Origin of the sequence: Acinetobacter sp. SM34, assembly GCF_022012365.1 — a bacterium.
GTDB lineage: Bacteria > Pseudomonadota > Gammaproteobacteria > Pseudomonadales > Moraxellaceae > Acinetobacter.
On the sequence record NZ_JAKLTP010000002.1, the window covers coordinates 137,196 to 163,697 of the forward strand.

Genomic DNA, 26,502 nt, shown 5'->3' on the forward strand with positions numbered 1-26,502 from the left:
TTGACAAAATGAGTCGAATTTCTCACTGAGCAATGAATTGATTTTCACTCTGCTAATGTTGCAATGTAATCTTGCTTTTCAGACCTACTATAGAAATGAAACATTTAATCTTCAATATTTACTTGATTCGCATTGTTTTAATTTGATTATTTTTTAAGCTAAACAGGTGGTACATTACAAACAAAGGTATCAAAGATGAATAAGAATATTTTCCTCTCTTCAATGCTCTGCGGTTTATGTTTCGCCTCATTTGCAGCTTCGGTCAATGCCAAGTCTGACACGGATTATAATGCGCAAAAGTACCAGCAGGTCTGTAAAGGTAAATCTCAGGGAACGCCAGTCACTTTTGCCTACCGTGCTGTGATCTGGAATGGTACGTGTGAAACCCAATTCTTCCCTTCTTCAAAAAATGCGTCTATTAGGGGAGATGAACCCGAACTTTACTCCACATGTAGTAATGGAGATAACAAAGCAACAACAGCCAACATTAATGGTAGCGAAATGAAGGGGAAATGTGCTTTAGGCTATATGCCACCTCGTCCTTCTCAATCACAAATGCAAATGCAACAATCTCAACCACAGATGCAATCACAACCTGAAATGCGAACTCAACCTCAAATGCAGTCACAACCTGAGATGCAACCGCAGTAATCTCCATAAAAAGTTAATTTAATTCAAATTATTAACGGGTAAAATACTTGAATTTTACCCGTTTCATATATTGCTTATTTAAAAATCTTGTTTAAACTCTAAGGATATCAAAAGATAAAAACAAAAAAGGATATTCCATGGATTCAGGACTCTTTACCCTTTTTTTACCTCTTATACTTGCCTTCATGATGGTGGGCTTAGGACTTGAACTTACAGTTAAAGATTTTCTTCGTATCCGTTATCACCCCAAAGCTATTTTTTTAGCTTTATTTTCACAACAAGTCATTTTGGTGGGCGTTGCATTTTTTATTTGTATTTTATTTAAGCCATCTCCACTTTTAGCTATTGGCTTAATGTTGCTTGCTGCTTCTCCTGGTGGCCCTACAGCAAATTTGATTAGCTATATTTTTAAGGGAGATGTGGCCTTAAACCTTACCCTTACAGCCCTTAATTCTATTATTTGCACCTTTACCCTGCCTTTTATTGTCAATTTATCCATGCATTATTTTTTAGGCGAGTCTCAAAGTTTTGCCATGCCTATTGAAAAAATCACTCAGGTCTTTTTAATTATTTTTGTTCCGGTTTGTTTAGGTATGCTGATTCGTTCATATACGCCAAAAACCGCATTACAACTCAATAAACCTATGCGATTTTTTTCAGTCATCTTTTTAATTTCGATTTTCTTGTATGCGCTCTATAAAGAAAGGCTTCATCTCACTGAATATTTTTCCGAGATTGGCATTGCCATGGCATTGTTTTGCCTCATCAGTTTTTTAGTGGGTTATCTGATTCCCCATTTAGCAGGAATTTCCGATAGGCAGGCACGGGCATGTACCTTTGAAGTGGGAATTCACAATACAGGTTTTGCGCTGACTATTGCACTTTCCGTGTTATCAAATACTACGATTGCCATTCCGGCAGGAATTTATACTATTTTTATGTATGTGTTTGCCTTTGCATTTGGTTATATCCTGAACAAAAACCCCCAACTGCTCAATAAAAGTAACGCACATACTTTAAATAGTTAAAATACATCTGCCCTGTTGAAAATGCCTCAATAGAGCATATTGCACCCCCCTATAAAAAATAAATTCAATTTATACATTTATGTAAAACAGGAGCAGTAACCTGTATTGCATATGTGTTCATATTTCTATTCAATCGGGATAGTTATATATAGTTACATAGAAAAAATCAGTACAAACTTAAATCAAGAAAAATAAATAAAAAAGGAGATTTCACATGGATTCAGGGATCATTACCATTTTACTACCTTTAGCACTGGCTATTATTATGGTGGGCTTGGGACTGGAGTTAACCCCCAAAGACTTTGCCCGAGTCAGCAAACATCCTAAAGCCGTTTTAATTACGCTATTTTGCCAACTGGTTGTACTGGTCAGTATTGCATTTATTCTCTGCAAAGTTTTGGCGCTTCCCCCATTACTTGCGGTAGGGGCTAATGCTGCTTGCAGCTTCACCTGGTGGCAGCACAGCCAACTTGTTTAGCTATCTGTTCAAGGGTGATATTGCACTGAATATTACCTTAACCGCAATCAATTCTGTCATTGCTGCTTTTACGCTACCTTTAATTGCCAACTTTGCCATCCAGCATTTTATCGATGACGGACAACAGATTAGCTTACAGTTCAGTAAGATATTACAAGTCTTTGCCATTATTATTATCCCGGTCTGCATAGGCATGCTGATTCGACACTATGCCCCACAGTTCACAGAAAAGTTAAATAAACCGCTACGTATATTCGCGGTTATATTTTTAATACTGATTATTATTGGCGCAATTGTGAGTGAACGTCAGAATATTGCCGAGTACTTGACTCAAGTGGGAGCAGCTACAGCACTGTTCTGTATGTTTAGCCTGTGTATCGGCTATTTCTTGCCTCGGCTACTTGGCATTAATAGTACCCAGGCGCGTGCCTGTGCATTTGAAATTGGCATCCATAACAGCACTCTGGCCATGACCATTGCGCTTACCGTTATGACAAACTCCACCATAGCCATGCCAGCTGCGGTATATTCTATTTTTATGTATATCTTTGCCGGGCTATTTGGCATGCTTTTGAATAAATTCGCAGCTTATCCAGCGACCGCTATCTCTACCTGATTCAACTTCCATAAAAAAGGACGTCCATGTACGTCCTTTTCTTTTTCAGGATAGTTTTTATCAATATATAGTTGTTTCAGCCTGAGTTCCGTTACAATGGCATCTTTATAAAGACAAATTTAGGTTATCTCCGTGAAGTGGTTACAAATTCATATTACTGTTGAGCAGGCTCAAGTCGATTTCACTGAAACACTATTAAGTTCATTAGGTGCAGTGAGCGTAACTTTAGATGATGCTGAAAATCAGGACTTGCTTGAACCACTTCCAGGTGAAACTCCACTGTGGAACAAAGTCATTGTGACCGGCATCTATGCTCAGGAAGATGACGAAGAAATTGATGTTGATGCACTGATTACCTTTATTACTGCTCAAATGCCTGAAGCACCAGTACGTTTTGAATTTCTTGAAGATCAGGAATGGGAACGTACCTGGATGGATGCTTATGAACCGATCCAGATTGCCGAGAAATACTGGATTGTGCCTGAATGGATGGAAGCTCCTGAAGCTGATGCCGTAAATATCAAGCTTGATCCAGGCCTGGCGTTTGGTACTGGCAACCACGCAAGTACCTTCCTTTGCCTGCAATGGTTAGGCAAGACCGATGTGAAAGATAAAATTGTGATCGATTATGGCTGCGGTTCAGGCATTTTGGGCGTGGCTGCTTTATTGCTGGGTGCTAAAAAAGTCTATGCGACTGATATTGACCCTCAAGCTGTTTTAGCGACCCAACAAAATGCTGAATTGAATGGTGTACTGGAGAACCTGTTTGTAGGTTTACCGGATGAGTTCAATGAAGAACTTAAAAATCAAAAAGCCGATGTGTTTGTTGCCAACATTCTTGCAGGCCCGTTAATGACCCTTGCGCCTGAATTCGCAACTTTGGTTAAATCTGAGGGAGAGTTCGCACTTGCCGGCATATTAGAAGAGCAAGTTGCTGATGTTTCTAGTGTTTATTCTGAATTTTTTGATATACTGCAAGTCGAAAAACGTGAAGAACATTGGTGTCGAATTTCGGGTAAACGCCAAAATACCCCTACAAATCTTGAATAGACTATGAGCGAAAAACAAACCTCCTGCCCTAACTGTTTGACCAAGTACAAAGTCTCTGTGGCTCAACTTACAGTTGCTCGGGGCATGGTTTGTTGTGCAAAATGCTCGACCAATTTTAATGCATTGAACCATCTGGTAGTAGAGAAAGAAGATACTTCCTCTACTCCTCCTGCTAGTTCTTCGTTAAATCTCAAGCGAGAAACACATTCATCCAATGAATTGTCTCCCGATCAGCTCATTAGCCATCCACACGTAGAACAACATTTATTAAACATTTTCGACCGTAAAGTTGAAAACTCGAATATTGATTTAAAAACCTATCTCAATAACTTAAATTATTTTAGTACCGAACCTATTGGTAATTACCCTACACTGAATTGGTCAGAAAAAGCCGAACAAGAGAAAAAATATGGTGCGTGGCACTATGTTTTATGGGGAACGATTAACTTATGCTTAGTCAGTTTACTTATTTTGCAGTTTTTTTGGTTTAACCCGAAAATTTTAAATAATAGCCCGGTATTTAGTGCGCTATTTAACACTGTCTGCCAGAGCTTTAGCTGTTCAATTATGGAACAGAATTATCATCTGATTTCCACCAACAAGCTAAAGGTTAAACAAATTTCCAAACAACAAACCCAGTTCACTGGCGAATTGATTAACTACCACACCCAAAGTTTGGCACTTCCTATTATTCGGGTAAATTTGAAAGAGAATGGTCAAACCATATCTACTTATTCCTTTATACCTTCTGAATATTTGATCAGCAGCCTGCAAGGGATACAACGAATTCCCCAGAATAGTCCTTTTAAATTCAAATTTAGTGTTCCGGTGGCACGTAAAAGCTTTGACACTTATAGTTTAGAAATAATTCGTCCGTAAAATTGAAAAAAACTATTAAAAAATACAAAAAAATGTAAAAAAAATGCAGTTTTCTTGCTCACTTTTTCTTAGACAATGCTATGATACGCGCCACGAAAGCTTAGTGCTGCAAACTCCTCGAAAATTTTTACAACAAAATCGTCTAACTGAAATACGCTTTATTAAATATAGCGTATAGAGTAGATTTTTTTGTTTTGATTTTGGGTGGTAACAAATATTAATCTATTGTTACGCTTAAATTTCGATCAAAAACGTCGAGTTGTGGCAAGCTAAATGATCAAGTTTTAGAGTTCTAGTTTTAGGATCTAAAACTAGAACTCATTGAATTTCTATAGACCACTTTTATATATCTCTTTACCCAAGTGATATTTGATTTTTCGGATTAATTCGCATGAATAGCAAGTCTCCTATTTTTACTGCACAATCTGATGTCGCTCTTCGTATTCACGTAGATCGCGCAGTTCGCCACTACTTTGCACAATTGCAAGGCGAGCAACCCTCTCAGGTGTATGACATGGTGCTGGCAGAAATGGAGAAGCCTCTTTTGTCTGTAGTTCTAGAGTATACGCGTGGCAATCAGACTCGTGCTGCCGAGATTCTCGGACTAAACCGTGGTACTTTACGTAAAAAGTTAAAAGCTCACGGTTTAATGAGTGAATAAATGATAAAATGCTTGCGGCTTCCGCAGGCATTTTTTTTACCTGTATTTTGCCTATTTGTTTTAATCTGTTCCTTTGAAAACTGTGACGAAGATCATGACTATTAAACGCGCTTTAATCTCTGTTTCTGACAAGACTGGTATTGTTGAGTTTGCACAAGACCTTGCTGCTCTTGGGGTAGAAATTTTATCTACGGGTGGTACTTACAAGTTGTTAAAAGACAACAATGTTGCCGTAGTTGAAGTTTCAGAGCACACTGGTTTCCCAGAGATGATGGACGGCCGTGTAAAAACGCTACATCCGAAAATTCATGGTGGTATTCTGGCTCGTCGTGGTCTAGATGAAGCTGTGATGGCAGAACACAACATCGATGCAATTGATTTGGTGGTTGTAAACCTTTATCCGTTTGCTGCGACTGTTGCAAAACCAAACTGTTCACTTGCTGATGCGATCGAAAATATCGACATCGGTGGTCCAACAATGGTTCGTGCTGCTGCGAAAAACCATGCTTCTGTAGGCATTGTAGTAAATGCTTCTGACTATGCAACTGTGGTAGCTGAGCTTAAAGCTGAAGGTGCTTTATCTCATGCAACCCGTTTTGACTTAGCAGTGAAAGCTTTTGAACATACAGCTCAATATGACGGCATGATTGCTTCTTACCTTGGCGCTCGCGTTGGTAAAGAAGAAGGTCAAGCAGACAAGTTTGCGCGTACTTTCAATACACAATTGAACAAAGCACAAGATCTTCGTTATGGTGAAAACCCACATCAATCAGCTGCTTTCTATGTAGAGTCAACTGCAACAGAAGCTTCTGTTTCAACTGCTAAACAGTTACAAGGTAAAGAATTATCTTATAACAACATTGCAGATACAGATGCAGCGCTTGAATGTGTTAAATCATTTGCTAAACCTGCATGTGTGATTGTAAAACACGCAAACCCATGTGGCGTTGCAGTATCTCTAGACGGCATTAAAGCTGCTTACGATTTAGCTTATGCAACTGACCCTGAATCTGCATTCGGTGGCATCATTGCTTTTAACCGTGAATTAGACGTGGCAACTGCACAAGCGATTGTTGACCGTCAATTCGTTGAAGTGATTATTGCACCAAGCATCGCTGAAGGTGTTTTAGAAGTAACAGGTGCGAAGAAAAACGTACGTGTACTGGTATGTGGTGAGCTTCCTGCAATTGATGCACGCCAATCTCAACTTGACTATAAACGCGTAAATGGTGGTTTGTTAGTACAAGATCAAGATTTAGGCATGATCACTAAAGATGACCTTAAAGTTGTGACTAAACGTGCACCTACTGAAGCTGAAATCGACGATATGATTTTTGCCTGGAAAGTTGCGAAATACGTTAAATCTAACGCAATTGTATATGCGAAAGGCCGTCAAACTATTGGTGTGGGCGCAGGTCAAATGAGCCGCGTAAACTCAGCTCGTATTGCTGCAATCAAAGCTGAACATGCCGGACTCGTAGTTGAAGGTGCTGTAATGGCGTCTGACGCATTCTTCCCATTCCGTGACGGTATTGATAACGCTGCAAAAGCGGGTATCAAATGCATCATCCAGCCGGGCGGTTCAATGCGTGATGAAGAAACAATTGCAGCGGCTGACGAAGCTGGCATTGCAATGGTGTTCACTGGCATGCGTCACTTCCGCCACTAAGCACACAGCTTAGAATGTAATGACAAAGTCATACATGTGGTTTAAAACAGATTTCTAATCTTGCATAAAGTCCTCTCCTATTTTTAGGCTGAGGACTTTATGTCATTTTCGATTCATGGAGTATGAACCGATGAATATTTTAGTTTTGGGTAATGGCGGTCGTGAACATGCATTGGCATGGAAAATCGCTCAGGATGAAAAAGTCGCTAAAGTTTTTGTTGCACCCGGTAATGCTGGAACAGCAACTGAAAATAAATGTGAAAACGTGAATTTAAGCATTCTAGACAATGCTGCGATTATCGATTTCGCAAAAAATAATGCAGTTGAACTGGTGATTGTGGGTCCTGAAGCGCCGCTAGTAAACGGTGTTGTTGATGCCTGCCGTGCAGCTAGTGTAAAAGTTTGGGGCCCAACTCAATTTGCAGCGCAGCTTGAAGGCTCTAAAGCATTTGCCAAGCATTTCTTAAAACGCCACAACATTCCAACTGCTTTTTATGATGTATTTACCGAAGTCGATGCAGCAAAAGCATTTGTTGAAAAAAATGGCGCGCCGATTGTAATCAAGGCTGATGGTCTTGCTGCGGGTAAAGGCGTGATTGTTGCCATGACCAATCAAGAAGCATTTGATGCCATTGATGACATGCTGGCGGGCAATAAATTTGGCGATGCTGGTTCTCGTGTTGTGATCGAAGAATTCCTTGCCGGTGAAGAAGCGTCTTTCATTTGTATGATTGATGGCGACAACATTCTACCAATGGCAACGTCTCAAGATCACAAACGCATTTTTGAAGGCGATCAAGGTCCTAACACAGGCGGCATGGGTGCATACTCTCCTGCTCCAGTTGTGACTGCGGATGTATTCGAAAAAACCATGAATGAAGTGATGCGTCCAACCGTTGAAGGCATGAAAAAAGATGGTCATGTTTATACAGGTTTCTTGTATGCCGGTTTGATGATTGATGAACAAGGTCAACCAAAAGTGATCGAGTTTAACTGTCGTTTCGGTGATCCTGAAACCCAGCCAATCATGATGCGTCTGAAATCATCTTTGGTGGATCTGGTTGAAGCAGGTATTGCAGGTAACCTTCCTGCAGAAGCTGAATGGGATGAGCGCAAGACTGTAGGCATCGTGCTTGCATCTAAAGGCTACCCTGAAACTTCAAGCAATGGTGATGTGATTTCAGGCCTAGATACTGAAATGACAGATGCCAAAGTTTTCCATGCTGGTACGAAAGCCAATGAAAAAGGCGAAATCGTAACCGCTGGTGGCCGTGTGCTGTGTGTAACTGCACTCGGTAATACCATTGGTGAAGCACAAGCCAAAGCACTTGAATTGTGTCAAAAAGTCACTTTCGACGGCGTTCAATACCGTAAAGATATCGGTTACCGTGCGATTGCACGCGAAAATGCTTGATTGATTTAATTCAGTAAAAAACCCGCCTAGCGCGGGTTTTTTAATGTATATTAATTTTATTTTATAAAATCATTTACTTAAAAATGCTCAGTACTCTATTTACTCAAGGTTCAGAAAAAATACAATATTTAGGTACTTGCTATACACAAGATTGTTTAGAAGCTTTAGGATTTATACTTCAAACACAACAAAATATAGAAAAAGCTCTCCTTCTATCAAATAAACAATATCATGCATTCTTAATTATTTCTGAAAGAAATACTTACGTAGTCCGATCAGGATTTACATCCGGTTATATGGGTGAAGGTCCAAAAGGTCTAGCATCTTCGCTTCAACTTCTCCTGAAACATCAAATAGACATTGAAGAAGTTAATATTTCCGAAAAACTAATGAATAAAGTTAATAAAGCATCAATTTTAGACTCGGATGTGAAACACATATTAGAAAGTAAATTTGTTCGCCCTTTACGTATTCATGAATATATTTATACAATCTATGAAACATTAGAATATCAACAAATTAATGATCGATATTATCCAATTGAGCTTAGCTATCACCTTATCGACCCTCGTATTTTTGATTTAGCTTTAAAGTTTAAAGAAGATCCCAACAATTCAATTATGACAGCATACGCCAGACTTGAAGATATTCTTAGACACAAAACAAAGACAGATTTATTTTCTTCAAATCTGCTAAAGACAGCATTTATTTCTGATAAACATAAATCAATGTATAAGTGGAATGTAGATAATGAAGATGTATCCAATGCTATAGGACGCTTGTTCACCAACATTTTTACAGCATATAGAAATCAACGTGCACATGGAGAAATCAATAAACACTACAAAAAGCAAATACGAGAATTTATGTTAATTAATGAACTTTATCTTTTAGAAAATGAATCAATACCAAACAATTAAAATTTTTTTATCATTATCCCTTTTTCAGCTTTGTATTTTCAAAAAATTTATATAGAAACAAAATTTTTTTAATTATGAGTTTTACTCATTTCAATAAATTTAATCTATTGTTTTATGAGTTAATTTATAAAAACGCCTCACTTTATTATACAAAATTAAGCTAAATATCAGATTTATAATCACTATTATGCATAAAAAAAAATTGTTATGATGTGTCCAATTTTTAGGAATAAGTCATCATGAAAATTGTTTGATTACAGCAATTTACTTTATTCAAACAAAAAAACCTCTCTCCATGATGCTACTGATATCCAATTGCGTTGATGAAAGGGACATTTTAAAGTCACCTGCATCAATCAGTTGATCTGATTCACACTTGATTTAATCTCTCCAATGACATATTCGTAAATTTATCGCCAAATTAAATTTACTAGGACATATACATGAAAAAGCTCCTTGGTCTTATTTTAGGTCTTTCAGTTGGCTTGTCTGGCTGTGGTAAACAGGAAGCACCTGCAAATGATGCAGCTCAAACGAAAGACGCAAATGGTCTGCAAACTGTCACTATGGCTTCTACAGGTTCTGATGCTGAAATCTGGCGTTATATTGCGACACTTCCAGAAACCAAAGCTGCCGGCATTAAACTTGAAGTGAAAAACTTCACCGATTATGTGTCTATGAACACTGCTGTTGGAAATAAAGAAATTGATGTGAATGCATTCCAGTCTTATGCTTATCTGGTTGCTTTCAACGAATCCAATAAAGACAAGATTGCTCCGCTTTCTACCACTTACCTGGAACCAATGGGTATTTACTCAAGTAAAGTGAAGAAACTGGATGAATTCAAAACCGGTGCAACCATTGCCATTCCTAATGATGGTGCCAATGAATCACGTGCATTATTGTTACTTCAATCTGCCGGTTTGCTCAAATTAAAAGCTAATTTTGACAACGTAAAAGGTACCCCTGCCGATGTTGTTGAAAACAACAAAAAGATTGTAATTAAACCGATTCAGATGGCCACTGCAGTACGTGTAAAAGATGAAGTCGATGCGATTGTCCTGGGTAATACCCTGGCAATGGAAGGTGGCTTAAATGTACTGAAAGACTCTATTTACTATGAGCCAGTAGACCAAAGCACAAAAATAAATGTCAACATTCTTGCCGTTGCAGAAGGTCGTCAAAATGACCCTGTACTAAAAAAAGTGGGCGCGCTTTACCACACGGAAGCAGTGAACAAATACGTTCAGGAAAAGTTTGGTGGTACTAAAGTTGACGTAAATAAACCGATTAGCTATCTCACTGAAGCAAAATAGTAATATAATTGGTTCATCTAAACAGGCAAAGCTTCTTTGCCTGTTTTTCTTTTTATAGATAGTTTTTGACCATATGATTGAATTTAAAAATATTTCAAAACACTATCAGCTTAAAGGTCAAACAATTCGTGCCCTGGATCAAATTAATTTACAGATTCCAGCTGGCAGTATTTTTGGCATTATTGGCTATAGTGGTGCGGGTAAAAGTACCTTAATCCGCCTGATTAATTTGCTCGAACGACCAAATGATGGTCAAGTCATCATTAATCAAAAAGATTTTACCGCATTAAATGCACGTTCATTACGTCAGGAACGCGCCAACATTGGTATGATCTTTCAGCATTTTAATTTGTTGCAGAGCAAAACTGTAGCAGCCAATATAGAAATGCCAATGAAATTGTTGGGCTGGAGCAAAGCCGATCGTGAAAAGCGTTTGGCAGAATTGCTCGAGTTTATTGATCTTAAGCATAAAAAAGATGCTTATCCGGATGAACTGTCTGGCGGTCAAAAACAGCGTGTCGGTATTGCCCGTGCCCTCGCCAATCATCCTAAAATTCTACTCTGTGATGAAGCGACCTCGGCACTGGATCCGCAAACCACCAAGTCTGTTTTAGATTTGCTTAAAAAGATTAATAAAGAACAAGGCATTACCATTGTCATGGTGACCCATGAAATGGACGTGATTGAATCTGTGTGTGATTATGTTGCGGTAATGGAACAAGGTCAGGTCATCGAAACGGGTTCGACACTGGAAATTTTCAGTCAGCCACAGCATCCTACCACCAAGAATTTTATTCAAACTGTATTGCAACAACAGTTACCGGTAAACATTTTAAATAGCCTGGAAAACAAAAATCATAACAGCATTTATAGCCTGCAATTTTTGGGTACTTCTGCGCAAGAAACCGTGGTACAGGCAGCGATTAAACAGTTTGATATCAGCTTGAATATCTTGTTTGCCAATATGACTGAAATTAACGGTTCAGTGATTGGACAAATGTTTATACAGCTTTTAGGTGAACCTGCTGTAATTGAACAGACTGTTGCATTTTTCAAGCAAAATGGTGTCAAAGTTGAGCAATCTGGAGTCAGCGCATGAGAGATTTGTTCGTTCAATGGCTGACAGAAATCACGGCACCTTACTGGAAAAGTTCGCTGTCGATTGATCAATTTGTGACAGCATTGCAAGAAACCTTTCATATGGTGTTCTTTGCCATGCTGTTTGGTTGTATCTGGGGCTTTATCCAAGCCATCATTTTATTGGTGACCCGTCCGGCAGGCATTCTGCCGAACCGTGTGATTTATCATGGCTTAAACCCGATTGTAAATGCGCTGCGTTCACTGCCCTTTATTATCTTGCTGATTGCCTTTATTCCACTGACCAAATTGCTTGTAGGGACATCGATTGGTACATGGGCCGCAATTGTGCCGCTGACCATTTATATTGGTCCTTATATGGGCCGATTGATTGAAACTTCATTGCTTGAAGTGAATGAAGGCATTATCGAATCAGCACAAGCCATGGGTGCTTCGCCACTGCAAATTATTTTCAAGTTTATTTTGCCTGAAGCACGCAGTTCACTGATTTTAAACCTGACCACTGCCACCATCAGCCTGATTGGTGCCACTGCAATGGCGGGTGCAGTCGGTGCCGGTGGTATTGGTGATCTTGCCATTTCTTATGGTTATCAGCGCTTTGATACCAGTGTGGTGATTTTGACCGTGATTGTGCTGTTATTACTGGTGCAATTTGTACAAACCTTTGGTGAATGGCTGTCACGTTTAAGATAACCCTATAACCTTAATCCCCCACATTTAAGAGCCTTCCACATGGAGGGCTTTTTTTATCACAAATATAAATCTGAATAAGCGGGTCGTTACACATTACATTCAGCCTGCATAAATAACTCAAAATTCTAAAATCCATTTCATCCTGTTGCAGCGATAATGTTTTAATTTCCTGAGGAATCCCGACTATTTTTCCAGCCAAAAAATAAAATTTGAACTTGAATTAGCTAAATATTAGTCCATGACTTTTCCTAGAGCATGCTAAACTATCCAGTGGTTTTTGCAGGGACTCATTTATGCAGTTTGTTCATCTTGGTATTCATACAGAATTTTCAATTACAGAATCGATCGTACGTATACCTGACTTAGTCAAAGCTGCAGCAAATGAAGATATGCCTGCCCTCGCATTAACAGATTTATCCAACCTGCATGCCGCAGTAAAATTTTATAAAAAGTGTCTCGATAAAGGCATTAAACCCATTTTAGGTTCAGAAATCCGCCTAAATGATGCTGAACATCGCGTGACATTGTTGTCCATGACCAACAAAGGCTGGCGCAGTCTGACCGAACTGGTTTCTGAAGGTTTTATTTCAGGTCAGCAACTGGATATTCCTTGTGTGCAAAAAGACTGGATTTTAGATCAGCATCAAGACCTGATTGTGCTATTGGGCATGCAATCTGATGTCGGCAAAATGCTGATCACATCAAATCCAGATAAGGCTGAACCCCTCCTTCAGGAATGGATTGAAAAATTCGGCAATCGGGTTTATTTGGCTTTGACTCGCACCAACCGCCCTGATGAAGATGCCTTTATTGAAGAAGCCGTCAAACTTGCAAAAAAATACAATATTGGCGTAGTCGCCCATAACGATGTGCACTTTATTACACGTGATGATTTTGAAGCCCACGAAGCACGGGTCTGTATTGCCGATGGTTATGTATTGGGTGATAACCGCCGTCCTAAAACCTATAGCCCTGAACAGTACTTTAAAACCGCTGTAGAAATGACTGAACTATTTTCAGATATTCCAACAGCCATTGAAAATACCTACCACATTGCCAAGCGTTGTAACGTCACTTTACGCTTAGGCTTTAATGACTTACCGGACTACCCGATTCCGGAAGGCCATACCATTGATACCTATTTTGCCCATTTGTCCGAACAAGGTCTGGAAGAACGACTTAACTTTCTTTATCCGCCTGAAAAGCGCGATGAAGACTGGCCAGAAATCCGCAAACCTTATGACGAGCGTTTAGCCTTTGAAGTGAAGATTATTCTCGACATGGGTTTCCCGGGCTACTTCCTGATCGTGATGGACTTCATTCAGTGGTCTAAAGGTAACGGCGTACCTGTGGGTCCAGGTCGTGGCTCGGGTGCAGGTTCACTGGTTGCATATAGCTTAAAGATTACCGATCTTGATCCTCTGCGCTATGACCTGCTGTTCGAACGTTTCTTGAACCCGGAACGTGTGTCGATGCCCGACTTTGACGTCGATTTCTGTATTGCCGGTCGTGACCGCGTGATTGAATATGTGGCTCGTACTTATGGTCACGATGCGGTATCGCAAATTGCAACCTTCGGTACTATGGCTGCTAAAGGTGCAATCCGAGACGTTGCTCGTGTCCTGGGTAAATCCTATGGTTTGGCTGACCGTATTTCTAAAATGATTCCAACCAAGCCATTAGGTTTGAGTCTGGAAGAATCGATAGAAGCCGAGCCACAACTGAAAGATATTGTCACCAACCCATCCAATCCTGACAACGATGATGCCGCTGAAATTTGGGAAATGGCCCTGAAACTAGAAGGCATTACCCGTAATACCGGTAAGCATGCGGGTGGTGTGGTTATTGCACCGACCAAACTCACCGACTATTCAGCAGTCATGTGTGATGCCGATGGTACGGGACGTGTGGCACAGTTCGATAAAGACGACGTTGAATCGGCCGGTCTGGTCAAATTCGACTTCTTGGGCCTGCGTAACCTTACCGTAATTGAAGATGCGATTCAGCATATCAATGCACGTGCTGATATTAGCGAGCCGGTGAATATTTCTTATATTCCGCTGGATGATAAAGCGGCTTACGAGATTTTCGCTTCTGCCAACACCACGGCAGTATTCCAGTTTGAATCCGTGGGTATGAAAAAAATGCTCAAGGAAGCGCGCCCAAGTAAGTTTGAAGAGATTATTGCATTCGTATCCTTGTACCGACCGGGTCCAATGGATCTTATTCCTGACTTTATCCATCGTATGCATGGTGGTGAGTTTGAATATTTACATCCACTGTTAGAAGGCGTACTAGAGCCGACTTACGGCATTATGGTATATCAGGAACAGGTCATGCAGGCTGCGCAGTTCTGTGCAGGTTATAGCCTTGGCGGTGCGGATTTACTGCGCCGTGCCATGGGTAAGAAAAAACCTGAAGAAATGGTCAAACAACGCCAAATCTTTATTAAGGGTGCTGCTGAAAAAGATATTGATGAAGCGACTGCCAACCATATCTTCGACTATATGGAAAAATTCGCCGGCTATGGTTTTAACAAATCACACGCCGCGGCCTATGCCCTGGTTGCCTATCAAACCGCCTGGTTAAAAGCGCATTATCCGGCTGAATTTATGGCAGCGGTCATGACTTCGGAAATGCAGAACACCGACAACGTGGTGTTCCTGATTGATGACTGCCGTCATAACAATTTGGAAGTACTTCCACCTTCGGTGAACATGTCGATCTATCAATTCCATGCCAGTAGCGAAAATACCATTGTCTATGGTTTGGGTGCGATCAAAGGCGTGGGTGAAGCAGCAATGCAGTCGGTGATTGAATCGCGTATCAGTGACGGCCCCTATAAAGACTTATTCGACTTCTGCCACCGAGTCGATTTAAAGAAAATCAATAAACGTACCCTTGAAGCTCTGATTCGTGCAGGTGCTATGGATTGTTTGGGGATTGAACGTGCAGATTTAATGGCACAGCTCCCTGAAGCGGTACAAGCCGCTGAACAGGCACGCTCGAACCGTGAAACCGGTATTATGGATTTGTTTGGTGAAGTTGAAGAAGTTCAGCGTAAACCATCAAAACCGGTGAAACCGTGGTCTGATGAAGTCCGCCTCAAAGGTGAAAAAGATACTTTAGGCCTGTACTTAACTGGCCACCCGATTGATGTGTATCGTCCGGAACTCAAATCTTTTATTCCAGTCCGTATTAATGAACTGACCCCGACCCGTCGTGGTGTGACCACCGTATTTGCCGGTTTGGTTGTAGATATCGCCAATTTCCCGAACCGGATGATGGTGACTCTAGATGATGGTACAGCACGTATTGAAGTGTCGGCCAATCATGAACGTTTCCAGCGTTTTAAAGACATCATCCAGAATGAAAAAGTGGTGGTGATTGAAGGCGAAATATACGAGCGCGAAGGTTTTGACCGTCCTATGGGACGCTTGACCAAAGCCTTTAGCCTGAATGAAATCCGTCAAAAACGTGCCAACAGCATTCAGATCAAGCTGAACCCGGAACATCTCACCGCTTCACTGAGTCAGGATTTACGCAAAATTTTAACGCCATTCTGTAATGTCGACATGTGTAATCATATCCCGATGCAATTACAGATTGATTATGCTTATGCTTCAGCAGACATACATTTAGGCCTGAACTGGAATGTGGCTCCGCTAGATGAACTGCTGGCGAAATTGCGAGATTATTTTGGCAAAGACGTGATTCATATTGAATATCAGGTTAAATCCAAAGCCGCTAAAGCCGTCAGTTACGAGCAGGCCAAGCCTGCCAATGTTCCGCCTCCTCCAGCCAATGTGAGCATGGATGATGCGATGGATATGTATCAGGCTGAAGCCAGTCAATATTCTTAATTTTTAAATATTTAAATTCAAATCGGACACATTATGAGTCAAGTTGACAATGCTGTGGTTTCCGCACATCTCTCCCATGTGCGTATTGTCATGGTTAATACTACCTTGCCAGCCAATATTGGTAGCGCATTACGTGCAATGAAAACCATGGGCCTATCCAAGCTGGTACTGGTCGCGCCCAAAACCTATCCGCATCCGGATATTGATGCCTTGGCCGCAGGTGCAGCCGATCTGATTGAACAGATTGAAATTGTACCGACTTTAGAAGAAGCGATTAAAGATTGCCATCTGGTCTTTGGAACCAGTGCGCGTAGCCGTACCATTCCCTGGCCTTTACTGGATGCCCGACCTGCGGCAGAAAAATCATTACAAGCGGTAGTACAAGACAAACAGGAAATTGCGGTGATTTTTGGCCGTGAAGACCGTGGCTTGACCAATGAAGAATTAGCCCTGGCCAATTATCACGTTACTATTCCAGTCAATAACGATTACGGCGTACTCAATGTTGCGCAAGCCATTCAGGTGATTTGCTATGAAATGCGCATGGCAGCGATGGCGTTGACTGAGCAGAATGAAGATCCTGAAGCAACCATGCCTGTAACAGATGAAATTGACATGCAATGGGACGAACCCCTGGTCACCCATGCGCAAATGGAACAGTTTTACCCGCATATTGAAAAAATGCTGGCCGAAATTGAATTTATGGACCCGAAAAACCCACGATTATTGCCTTTACGCTTGCGCCGATTATTTGGACGTATACAATTAGATCGTATGGAATATCATTTACTTCGTGGCATATTCAGCCGTGTACAGGCATTAAATAACGGTACATGGAAAAAATCTACAGACAAAACAACCGATTCTTCAGAGGATCAATCTAATGCTTAAGCAGCTCAAAGAAGATATACAAGCTGTATTCGCGCGCGATCCTGCCGCTCGAAACACTTTAGAAGTTCTTACCACTTATCCTGGCATACACGCGCTGATTATGCACCGTGTTGCTCATGAACTTTGGCAAAAAGAGTGTAAAGGCTCGGCTCGCCTGCTGTCTTCTTTTAGCCGCTTTGCCACAGGCATTGAAATTCACCCGGGTGCGAAAATTGGCCGCCGTTTTTTTATCGATCATGGCATGGGTGTGGTGATTGGCGAAACTGCCGAGATTGGTGATGATGTCACCCTGTATCACGGCGTAACGCTAGGTGGCACCACCTGGAATAAAGGCAAGCGCCATCCGACTTTGGAAGATGGCGTGGTCGTGGGTGCCGGGGCAAAAATTCTCGGCCCATTTACTGTAGGTAAAAATGCAAAGGTCGGTTCAAATGCCGTGGTGACCAAAGCCGTTCCACCGAATACCACAGCTGTCGGTAATCCGGCGCGCTTTATTACCAAAGACCAGCCTAAAGATGCAGAAGAAGCGCGTCGTCGTGATTATGCAGAAAGTATTGGTTTCCAGCCTTATGCAGCAACACCGGATCAGTCCGACCCGATTCTGGATGGCATGCGTATTTTATTGGATCGTATCCAACTTAATGAAAAACGCATGAATACTTTATGCCAGCGTTTATCTTTGCTTGATCCGACTTTTAAAAAGCAACAGCAAAATGAACAGCCCTTCAGTATTGAAGAACTTAAAATCATTGAAGATGTGCGCCGCGAATGTGAAGCACAAAGCAGTCAATCTAAAGCTTAACCAGCTGATCTGAATCTTAACAAGCGCTTACTTGTATGTTCCTGAGCATTTTTTTAGACTGAGGAACATACTGACTGACCAATTTTAAAATTAAATGAATGGATGACCCATATGATCCTTAAGCCTTTGGCATGTACCTTAATTGCTGTTTCTTTACTTTCGGGGTGTAGCTCGACACCAACAAAAGATAAAAATTCGAATTCCCCTATTGTTTTCACTGAACCTGAATTGACCGCTCCGTTCTATGCATTGAATCCATTTAACTATGATGCCCCCCCTCCATTTGAAATTGCATTACAAAAAGCTGCTGCACAGCCTGTAACAAAAATGGAAGTGACCTCGCCAAGTGATGCTTCGAAAAAAGTAACCCTGGATGTCAACAAGCTGATCATTCCAACAGTCAACAGCAATCAACGTAATGTAAAATATGCTGTTATTGCCGGTGATAATGAATTTGATATCACTGAAATTGATGACTTCTTGCAGTTGGTCGAAGGCAAGGCACGTCATTACCCGCCTCGTTTCACTGAACGTCAGGAACGTAAAGGCTTTGAAGCCAAACTCAAACAAGTGACTCAGCAGCTGGATACCCTGGCTTCTAAAGACAATGCATCTTTTGATGTGTTGATCCGTGCATTTAAAGCCAGCGTAATGGCCCGTAACCTGGACTTGGGCTCAGTCTATACCACCAAATCTTTAACCTATGCACAGCGCATTTTAAGAATCAACACTAATGATGCCGAAGCAAACTTCTGGTTTGGTTTTGGTTTATCTGAAGGTGGTGGTCAACGTGAAGCCATTCCTTATTTAGATAAAGCCATGAAAGCGGGTGTGCAGGAAGCTTATCTTTGTGCGGCAAATAACTACATTGCCATGGAACAAAAGAAAAATGCAATTCAGGTTTTAAAAAATTACAAAGTGAAATATCCGCAGGAAGCTGAAGTTGCTGACCGTTTAATTACTGAAATTGAAAAACAAGGTCGCTGGAATGTATGGCAAGTGCTTAATCCAGCTAAAGCCCCTTAATTTTTAAATCTTAAATGAGCATTTCAAATAGGCCGTTCAGTACGGCCTATTTTTATGTGCATGAATTGAAAATTAGAAGAATTATCGTATGATGAAGAAAAATTCAAACAATACTTAGTTGACAATCTTTATGCCAAAACAAATATATAAAGTTTTATTTGCTTCGCTGCTGAGTAGTTACCTGCTTACAGGTTGTCAAATTGTCAGTGTTAAAAGCCAAGCCATCAATGTCTCGATTGCCAATGAACGTGACAGTATTCTGACCCGCAATAAATTGAGTGAAGCCAGCTTAAATGTACTGTCTATGACCGGTCGTGAAGCTAAAATTTGCTCCGACCAACCCGACCAGTGTATTCAGGAACTGCAACAAATTCCGCAAATTCAGGATGAACAACTGCTCTCTACAGCAAGTGAAATCTATTTAGCCAAAGCCTTAACCTTCGAAAAATCAACTGATTGTAAAGTCGGCATATTGAACAGCACCCGCTCTGAAGAAAAACAAAAACTGCAGCAAGACACCTATGAGCAATGTTTAGATCAGCAACTGTATATGCTGGATCGAAGCATTCGCTATAGCTATGCCTATATGTTTAAAACCAAACGTGAACCCCAAGGCCGTATTTTTGATAACCGGCAGGTTCAGATTCGTGACTTTTATAATTTAGCCCTAGCCAAACTGGTTTCAGCCTATGGCTTACGCTACAAACCCACGACTGTAGAACCGCAAATTAAAGTCGGTAAAAGCATTTACAGCATTAACTTCGATTACTATCCTCAATTAAAAGATCAAAAAATTGAGCAATTGCTTTCCAGTTATAATCTAAACTTTTCAGGTTTACGTTCGATCACCCGCCGCGATGGTTTTGGTTCAGAATTTGTTTTAGTTTTACCGCAAGTCAAAGAGGATATCGGTGAATCTAAACATCCCTATATTATTGACCCGATAAATTTTAGTTATAAAAATGGCATCAATCCGAATATTCATCAAGCGCGCTATCTGGCAGCCACACTGACTGCACAGCCCAAGTCGGCAACCAATGTCAAAGATATTTTAAATAATGCAGAGTTTGAACTCAAAGCCTTTGACCCTTATAAATACGAACAGGTCAATGTAGGCGGCAAAAACTACCCATTGGCTGCCAACTTCTCTACCCCGTATGGCTTATGGCTGGCGCAAAACAATCTGGGCAAAGCAGCTTATTTGACCCTGATCAATCGTGATGAACATCTCACCATGCCGCATTTATACATGCTGGAACCGTATAACCCGAATAAAAAAGTGATTGTACTGGTGCATGGTCTGGCCAGTAGCCCGGAAGCCTGGATTCGTCTGACCAACGATATTATGGGTGATACGGTACTGCGGGAAAACTTCCAGGTCTGGCAAGTGTTTTATTCTACCAATATGCCGATTATTGAAAGCCGCTTTCAGATTTATGCCCTGCTCACTCAAGCCTTTGCCCAGGTCGATGCCAATGCGCCAGCCAAAAAAGATGCAGTACTGGTTGGACATAGTATGGGCGGCATTATCGCCCGTCTTTTGGTCAGTGATGCCGATACCACCAAAAAAGCATTATCGATGATGAATAATCGCCAGTTAAATAAATATCAAAAATTACCGATCATTTCGCAACGTTTGGTGATGAAGGATATTCCTAATTTCTCTCGTGCCATTTTTCTCGCAAGCCCACACAAAGGAACTGATTACGCCGATCGATGGTTTACCAGGGCAGCACGTAAAATCATCCGCATTCCTGGCGCATTTCTCTCTGCAATTAGCGATAGCATACAAAGTCAGGATCTGGATTTTAAAGACTTGTTACAGCAGATTGATCATGGTCTCATCCAAAATGGCCCCAGTGATTTAAGTCACCAATCCAAATTCATGGAACTCACCAAAGATATTCAGCCACGTAAAGGCTTGGTGTTTCACTCCATTATGGGTAATGTGACAACAAGCGATGATCCCAATATCATTACTGATGATGTGGTGCCATATAGAAGCGCGCATTTAGATGGTGCTGCTTCGGAAAAAATCATCAAGGGTGGACATTCGATTCAGGAAACGCCAGAAGCGGTTTTAGAACTGCGTCGAATATTACGACTACATTTGACCAAACTCGGTTTGCATCAACCTTAATGTCCATTGAAACCTCAGTAAAATATCGACTGGCAAAGTCAGGCAAAGTGAACTTTGCTGGTCGATCGGCTCAGAATGAACAGATTGAATCGTTGCCACTCATCTTTGCTTCACGCTAAAACATTTTTGGTTTGCTTTTGCATCACAGCAGAGTTGCTGTTTTTCTATTTTTTACCCATTTACTGCAAAGCATTTTTCGAAATTCCTGCAAATTTGATAAGATATCTGGGCAGATGAGACTCAGTTTTTTCCTAGATCGGGTTGGCTTGAAAATGACAACAATAGCAGCGCCAAAGTCTAGGATTTAACTGGCAGAGATTTATGCATAAATTTGAAATTGGTGAGACAGCCAAGTTTTAACGATTTAAATGTATTCAAATATTTAAGGATTTTACCTCAATGAGTTACCCGGAAATCATGGCTGATTTTTCCAATTTAACGCCTATGATGCAGCAGTACATGAGCGTCAAAATGCAGCATCCACATTCACTGATGTTTTATCGTATGGGTGACTTCTATGAACTGTTTTTTGACGATGCCCACAAAGCAGCCAAATTATTGGGGATTACCTTAACTCATCGTGGCAAGGCCAATGGTGAACCGATTCCCATGGCAGGCGTTCCCTATCATGCAGCCGAAGGCTATTTGGCCCGTCTGGTCAAAAAAGGCGAAACGGTCGTTATTTGTGAACAGCTGGGTGAGGTTACCGGTAAAGGTCCGGTTGAACGCGGTGTAGTCCGTATCATTACTCCGGGCACCCTGACCGATGATGCGCTGTTAAACAGTTATCAATCTTCCAATCTGGTTGCACTGTGCCTACAGCAAGGCCAGATTGGTATTGCACTGCTGGATTTGAGTGCGGGTATTTTCAAAGTCCAGCAACAGGAGTTCCAGCACGAACAGCTGGCGATTGAGCTTTCACGCTTAATGCCAAGTGAAATTGTGGTCGATGAAGACATTGTTGACCCCAATATTATTGAGCAAATTAAAAAGCAACTCGACTGCCCTGTGACCCGCCGCCCCAATGTCGATTTCAACCTGAACAATGCACAAAAAACCTTATGTGACCAGTTTGCGGTAGCTACCCTTTCCGGTTTTGGGATTGATCATTTACCGCTGGCCAAGGCAGCGGCAGCAGCGTTGATTCATTACGCCAAAGAAACCCAGAAGACTGCACTGCCGCATATCCGTTCAATTCAACTGGAACAAAGCAGTGACTTTATTGCTTTAGATCCGGTCACACGCCGTAATCTGGAACTGGTGGAACCATTGTTTGATCATGGCACCTCTTTATTCCAGCTCATTAATGACTGCCAGACCGCAATGGGCGGCCGTCTGCTCAGCCGCACCCTGATGCAGCCTTTACGCGACACCAAAATACTGGATGCCCGTCTGGATGCCATTGCCGCCATGCTGAATGGCTATCATGAGTCTCCTGTTCGTCTGGTTCTGAAAGAGATTAGTGATATTGAGCGTGTATTGAGTCGTGTGGCTTTGGGCAGTGCACGTCCACGTGATCTGGTGCAACTGCGTCAGGCCTGTGCGCAAATTCCTTTCTTACGTCATGCCCTTCAACCGATGACACAAGCCAAGCAATCCGATCTAATTCAGCAATTGAATGATGAACTGGGTGATTTTCATGGCTTACATCAACGCCTGATGTCTGCCATTGTAGAAAATCCGCCGGTATTACTGCGTGATGGCAACGTCATTGCAGAAGGCTTTGACAGCGAACTGGATGAGCTGCGTAAAATCCGTGATCATGCCGGCCAGTTCCTGATCGACCTTGAAACTCAAGAGCGTGCCAACACCGGCATTTCAACGCTGAAAATTGGCTATAACCGTGTCAGTGGCTACTATATTGAACTGACCCGTGCTCAGGCGGATCAGGCACCGGATCATTATATCCGTCGCCAGACTTTAAAAAATGCTGAACGCTATATCACTCCAGAACTGAAATCTTTTGAAGATAAAGTGCTGTCTAGCGAATCACGTGCCCTTGCGCGTGAAAAGATGCTGTTTGAAATGCTGCTGGATGAATTACGTCAAGACATTGGCAATTTACAAATGATGAGTAGCGCGATTGCGCAGATTGACATGCTGGCCAATTTTGCCCATCAGGCCCGTTTGCGTAACTGGTCACGTCCAGAATACAGCCCTGAAATTGGGGTCAAAATTGTTGCCGGCCGACATCCTGTGGTTGAAGCCTTAAGCAAGACAGCCTTTACTCCGAATGACACCACTTTAGATTACAACCACCGTATGGCCATTGTGACCGGGCCGAATATGGGCGGTAAATCGACCTTTATGCGCCAAACCGCATTGATCAGTCTACTCGCCTACTGTGGTGCTTACGTACCGGCCAAATCGGCAGTATTAGGCCCAATTGATCGCGTCTTTACTCGTATTGGTTCAGCAGATGACTTATCTACCGGCAAATCGACCTTTATGGTGGAAATGACGGAAACTTCACAGATTCTACATCATGCCACCAACCAGTCCTTGGTGTTGATGGATGAAGTCGGACGCGGTACCAGTACTTACGATGGTCTATCTTTGGCTTGGGCCTGTGTGATTGACCTGAGCAAGCGCATTAAATGCCTGTGCTTATTTGCCACGCATTATTTTGAACTCACCGAACTGGGTAAAGAGTCAGGCATTGATAACTACCATGTCACGGCCAAAGAACTGAACGGTAATTTAATTTTGCTGCACAAGGTTCAGCATGGTCCTGCCAGTCAAAGTCATGGCTTGCAGGTGGCCAAACTGGCAGGTATTCCAGCCAGCGTGATTAAAGAGGCGCAAAACCGGTTGAAGATTTTGGAAAAGCAGCAACATCAGCAACTCAATAAAGCCGTACAAAATGATTTATTTAGTGTGGTTGATGAACCTGCTATTGAAATCATTGAACGTGTGGTGGAAATTGAAAAAGATGTGCCTGCACTGAATCTGTTAAGATCGCTAGATGTAGACAGCCTTTCTCCTCGGGAAGCCTTGCAACAGATTTATGCATTAAAAGATGCATTAGAAAGCTAATCAAAATCTGCACCAAAAAAGACTTCTAAATAGAAGTCTTTTTCATTTACTACAATTATTTAATGAAATATGCAATTTTTATCAAAATTAACAGCGCTATATATAACAAATATCAATAAAAGCAATTGTTAGTTAGCAGCATTTTTGCCTAAAATACTGCAAGAGTAATTAGAACCATATTTTTTAGGTAGCTGTCGCCATGACCTTTGTTGTCACTGAAAATTGTATTAAATGTAAATACCAAGACTGCGTAGAAGTTTGTCCGGTAGATTGTTTCTACGAAGGTCCAAATTTCCTCGTAATTAATCCTGATGAATGTATTGACTGTGCATTATGCGAACCTGAATGCCCGGCTAATGCTATTTTCTCGGAAGATGAGTTACCTGAAGGTCAAGAAGTCTTTATTGAACTTAATGCTGATCTTTCACAAAAATGGCCAAATATCACTCAAATTGGCGATCAGCCTGCTGACCGTGAAGAATGGAATGGTAAAGCTGACAAGTTACAGTATTTGGAAAAATAATACTGTACTTGGACTTGAAAAAAGATCAGCCTATGCTGATCTTTTTTTATACTGAAAAAATACATTTGATTGCAATATTTTCAAATTTTATCCGTCAAATTAGATTAAAATAGCTCGTGTTTATAAATATTTGATTTCTATAATGAAGCATATTTTAAAGGGATTATTGGGCCTGAGCCTAATCCCACTTGTCATGATTGGATGTACCACATCTCCTCATAAACAAGGGCAAACACCCGATGGGAAACGGATCTTCATACCCCAAGAACGCATTAGCCTGGAACGCCAAATTCCCCCTAAAACAGTGCCTTATGTTTATAATTCATGGGTAGCAATAGGTGATAATTTACATCGTGTACGTGAATATGAAATTTTTCTGGAACGTAATGGGGTGGGTAATATTATCCCGAGTTTTGAATTATTGCGTACCGCTCGTGACTGGCAAAAATGCGGCCGTCCCCAATATATGATTCCAAATCGTGAATTGTGGAACAATCAGATTGCGACATTACGTGTCTTTAAATACCTGGTTGCTGCCAAAGTGCTTACTGACTTTGAAGTGACCTCCGTTTACCGGGATTTGCCACTTAACCAATGTGCCGGTGGTGCAAATTCGTCACGCCACTTATTTAATTCGGCGATCGATTTCCGTATTGGGCCTGAAGTGCCCCAAGCAGAAGATTATGCATTTATTGAAAATAGCAAATTTAAATTATGTCAATTCTGGGTGCAGTACGGACAAAGCCTGAATATGGGGCTGGGTCTGTATGCTTCTGGTCAAATCCATATTGATACTCAAGGGTACCGCACCTGGGGTCCAGACCACTCACGCCACAGCTCGATGTGTAATTTTTAAAATCGTGTATTGTGGTAAAAAAGAGATCCTACTGATCTCTTTTTTATTGCCCTATTTTCAATAAATCAAAACGATAAATTGCACTCTGAATGGAAAGGTTTAAAATGCATGCATCGCAACACAGGTGACAAAACTATGCAACAAATGTGGACAGAGATTGATGCTTACATCGATTCACATTTAATTCCAGAAGACCCCATTCTGCAACAGACATTAAAAAACACCGAAGATAAAGGTTTTCCAGATCACCTTGCCGTCGCGCCTAATCAGGGCATGCTGCTGCAAATGCTTATTCAAATGAACAAGTGCAAGCGTGTGCTTGAATTGGGTACTTTTGCTGCCTACAGTACCATGTGGCTTGCACGTGCCCTGCCTGAGGATGGTTATATCCTAACCATTGAAGGTCGTGATACCCATGCAGCCTTGGGACAAGAAAATATCGATAATGCCAAACTTCCGCAGACCATTGAGCTTAAAGTTGGCCGTGCCGCAGATGTATTAAAGGCATTACCTGACGATTTTGAACCTTTTGACTTTGTGTTTATTGATGCCGACAAACAGAGTTATCCTGAGTATTTGGAACTTAGCTTAAACCTGTCACATTCAGGGACCATTATTGTACTGGATAATGTAATTCGCGCTGGTGATATCATTAACCCCGACAATCACAAACCAAGTATTGAAGGTATTCGTGATATGTTTGCCGCCATGCAAGACCATCCTCGAATTCTGTCCTGTACCGCCTTACAAACAGTTGGAAGCAAAGGACATGATGGCTTTGCTATCGCCATAGTGAAATAATATGACACAAAGGTTAAAAAACAATCTTTTTGTTTTTTTATTTATTTATTAGCTATTTACAAATACTGTCCATATAGTTATCCACAAGTTA

General features: G+C 41.3%; 20 protein-coding genes and 1 pseudogene. All 21 read left to right on the forward strand.

The features are described 5' to 3' along the window. The first annotated feature begins 195 nt into the window (after positions 1–195). On the forward strand, positions 196–651 hold the full coding sequence (locus tag LZZ98_RS02395; protein WP_237786486.1) for a hypothetical protein: 456 nt from the start codon (positions 196–198) through the stop codon (positions 649–651). Between the two features lie 137 nt (positions 652–788). Next, positions 789–1,679: a bile acid:sodium symporter family protein gene (locus LZZ98_RS02400; RefSeq protein WP_237786487.1), complete on the forward strand. Its 891-nt coding sequence runs from the start codon at positions 789–791 to the stop codon at positions 1,677–1,679. A 214-nt stretch (positions 1,680–1,893) separates the two neighbouring features. Next, positions 1,894–2,773, forward strand: a pseudogene (locus LZZ98_RS02405) (bile acid:sodium symporter family protein). Positions 2,774–2,905: 132 nt separating this feature from the next. Then, a complete protein-coding gene (gene prmA, locus LZZ98_RS02410) occupies positions 2,906–3,823 on the forward strand; it encodes a 50S ribosomal protein L11 methyltransferase (RefSeq protein WP_237786488.1) in 918 nt (305 codons plus the stop codon). Between the two features lie 3 nt (positions 3,824–3,826). Next, positions 3,827–4,702, forward strand: a complete 876-nt coding sequence (locus LZZ98_RS02415; protein WP_237786489.1) for a DUF3426 domain-containing protein — start codon at positions 3,827–3,829, stop codon at positions 4,700–4,702. A 391-nt stretch (positions 4,703–5,093) separates the two neighbouring features. Then, positions 5,094–5,363: a DNA-binding transcriptional regulator Fis gene (gene fis / locus LZZ98_RS02420; protein WP_001086304.1), complete on the forward strand. Its 270-nt coding sequence runs from the start codon at positions 5,094–5,096 to the stop codon at positions 5,361–5,363. 94 nt (positions 5,364–5,457) lie between these two features. Beyond that, positions 5,458–7,032, forward strand: coding sequence for a bifunctional phosphoribosylaminoimidazolecarboxamide formyltransferase/IMP cyclohydrolase (gene purH / locus LZZ98_RS02425; protein WP_237786490.1), 1,575 nt, complete (start codon positions 5,458–5,460; stop codon positions 7,030–7,032). 130 nt (positions 7,033–7,162) lie between these two features. Next, positions 7,163–8,446, forward strand: coding sequence for a phosphoribosylamine--glycine ligase (purD, locus tag LZZ98_RS02430; RefSeq protein WP_237786491.1), 1,284 nt, complete (start codon positions 7,163–7,165; stop codon positions 8,444–8,446). Between the two features lie 83 nt (positions 8,447–8,529). Further along, the gene (locus tag LZZ98_RS02435; protein ID WP_237786492.1) at positions 8,530–9,366 is read left to right on the forward strand and encodes a TIGR02391 family protein; all 837 of its coding nucleotides are present in this window, start codon (positions 8,530–8,532) and stop codon (positions 9,364–9,366) included. Between the two features lie 443 nt (positions 9,367–9,809). Beyond that, positions 9,810–10,682 (forward strand): MetQ/NlpA family ABC transporter substrate-binding protein, encoded by an 873-nt coding sequence (locus LZZ98_RS02440; protein WP_237786493.1) that lies wholly within the window; start codon positions 9,810–9,812, stop codon positions 10,680–10,682. 73 nt (positions 10,683–10,755) lie between these two features. Then, on the forward strand, positions 10,756–11,781 hold the full coding sequence (locus LZZ98_RS02445; RefSeq protein WP_237786494.1) for a methionine ABC transporter ATP-binding protein: 1,026 nt from the start codon (positions 10,756–10,758) through the stop codon (positions 11,779–11,781). Continuing rightward, positions 11,778–12,473: a methionine ABC transporter permease gene (locus LZZ98_RS02450; protein WP_237786495.1), complete on the forward strand. Its 696-nt coding sequence runs from the start codon at positions 11,778–11,780 to the stop codon at positions 12,471–12,473. The genes LZZ98_RS02445 and LZZ98_RS02450 overlap by 4 nt, the downstream gene beginning before the upstream one ends. A gap of 293 nt (positions 12,474–12,766) precedes the next feature. Next, a complete protein-coding gene (dnaE, locus tag LZZ98_RS02455; RefSeq protein ID WP_237786496.1) occupies positions 12,767–16,336 on the forward strand; it encodes a DNA polymerase III subunit alpha in 3,570 nt (1,189 codons plus the stop codon). Positions 16,337–16,369: 33 nt separating this feature from the next. Next, entirely contained in the window at positions 16,370–17,227 is an 858-nt protein-coding gene (locus LZZ98_RS02460) for an RNA methyltransferase (RefSeq protein WP_237786497.1), read from the forward strand. Continuing rightward, positions 17,220–18,029, forward strand: a complete 810-nt coding sequence (gene cysE / locus LZZ98_RS02465; RefSeq protein ID WP_237786498.1) for a serine O-acetyltransferase — start codon at positions 17,220–17,222, stop codon at positions 18,027–18,029. The genes LZZ98_RS02460 and cysE overlap by 8 nt, the downstream gene beginning before the upstream one ends. A gap of 111 nt (positions 18,030–18,140) precedes the next feature. Beyond that, positions 18,141–19,055, forward strand: coding sequence for an ABUW_2363 family tetratricopeptide repeat lipoprotein (locus tag LZZ98_RS02470; RefSeq protein WP_237786499.1), 915 nt, complete (start codon positions 18,141–18,143; stop codon positions 19,053–19,055). Positions 19,056–19,185: 130 nt separating this feature from the next. Next, the gene (locus tag LZZ98_RS02475) at positions 19,186–21,195 is read left to right on the forward strand and encodes a lipase family alpha/beta hydrolase (protein WP_237786500.1); all 2,010 of its coding nucleotides are present in this window, start codon (positions 19,186–19,188) and stop codon (positions 21,193–21,195) included. Between the two features lie 399 nt (positions 21,196–21,594). Then, positions 21,595–24,231: a DNA mismatch repair protein MutS gene (gene mutS, locus LZZ98_RS02480; RefSeq protein WP_237786501.1), complete on the forward strand. Its 2,637-nt coding sequence runs from the start codon at positions 21,595–21,597 to the stop codon at positions 24,229–24,231. Positions 24,232–24,430: 199 nt separating this feature from the next. Further along, on the forward strand, positions 24,431–24,754 hold the full coding sequence (gene fdxA, locus LZZ98_RS02485) for a ferredoxin FdxA (RefSeq protein ID WP_004279936.1): 324 nt from the start codon (positions 24,431–24,433) through the stop codon (positions 24,752–24,754). A 142-nt stretch (positions 24,755–24,896) separates the two neighbouring features. Beyond that, positions 24,897–25,610, forward strand: coding sequence for a D-Ala-D-Ala carboxypeptidase family metallohydrolase (locus LZZ98_RS02490; protein WP_237786502.1), 714 nt, complete (start codon positions 24,897–24,899; stop codon positions 25,608–25,610). A 135-nt stretch (positions 25,611–25,745) separates the two neighbouring features. Beyond that, positions 25,746–26,411 (forward strand): O-methyltransferase, encoded by a 666-nt coding sequence (locus tag LZZ98_RS02495; RefSeq protein WP_237786503.1) that lies wholly within the window; start codon positions 25,746–25,748, stop codon positions 26,409–26,411. Positions 26,412–26,502: the final 91 nt, after the last annotated feature.